This is a genomic window from Pseudoxanthomonas sp. GW2, from assembly GCF_000283075.1.
GTDB lineage: Bacteria > Pseudomonadota > Gammaproteobacteria > Xanthomonadales > Xanthomonadaceae > Pseudoxanthomonas.
The window spans coordinates 1-665 of record NZ_ALIP01000075.1 but is presented as its reverse complement, the minus strand read 5'-3'; the positions used below and the strand labels follow the sequence as shown (position 1 = coordinate 665).

The window sequence follows — 665 nt, the reverse complement described above, 5'->3', positions numbered from 1 at the left end:
CCGCCGCCTGTTCAGGCGGCGGGCGAGGGTTCCGGGCTGGCCGGTGGCTCGTCGCTGTAGGCCGCCTCGAGCCGGCGGTAGACATCCGAAGCCAGGCGGCTGCACTCGGAGGTTTCGGTGCGGCCGTCCACGGCCATCTGGTAGAGGCCTTCCAGCAGGGAGGCCTCGGCCTGGTCCCATTGCTGCTGTTGTTGCGGCGACCTCGCGTCGCCCGGTTGTTGCGGTATGCCCATGAGCCGTCCGTTTTGCGGCCGTCTTCACATGGCTGAATCAAACCTCGGCACGGTTGCGCTTGCAAGTCCGGCCCTCACACGGGTTTGTCGCCGCCTGCGGAGAATGGCGCGCGCCGACAACAGGGGGTGCCGATGAACATCCAGTCCGCGACTCCTTCCGTGCGCCACGACCCGGCCACGCGCCGGTTCCTGGCCGAAGCCGACGGCGAACAGGCCGAACTGTCCTACCGGCTGGAGGGCGGGTTGATGCTGATCGACCACACGCTGGTGCCGCAGGCCATCGGCGGCAGGGGAATCGCCGGGGAGCTGGTCCGCACCGCCTTCGAGCACGCGCGCCAGGCGGGCCTGCGCGTCGTTCCCGCCTGTCCGTACGCCGCGACCTGGGTTACCCGGCACCCCGAGTTCGCCGACACCCTTGCCGGTTGAAGGCGC

The 665-nt window shown here is 69.9% G+C and carries 2 protein-coding genes; one reads left to right on the top strand and one right to left on the bottom strand.

Annotated elements, in window-relative coordinates; all coding sequences use genetic code 11:
• Positions 1 to 11 precede the first annotated feature (11 nt).
• The gene (locus B351_RS0104950) at positions 12 to 233 is read right to left on the bottom strand and encodes a hypothetical protein (protein ID WP_019397939.1); all 222 of its coding nucleotides are present in this window, start codon (positions 231 to 233) and stop codon (positions 12 to 14) included.
• Positions 234 to 365: 132 nt separating this feature from the next.
• Between B351_RS0104950 and B351_RS0104945 the strand changes: the two genes are divergently transcribed.
• On the top strand, positions 366 to 659 hold the full coding sequence (locus B351_RS0104945) for a GNAT family N-acetyltransferase (protein ID WP_019397938.1): 294 nt from the start codon (positions 366 to 368) through the stop codon (positions 657 to 659).
• The last annotated feature ends 6 nt before the right edge of the window (positions 660 to 665 follow it).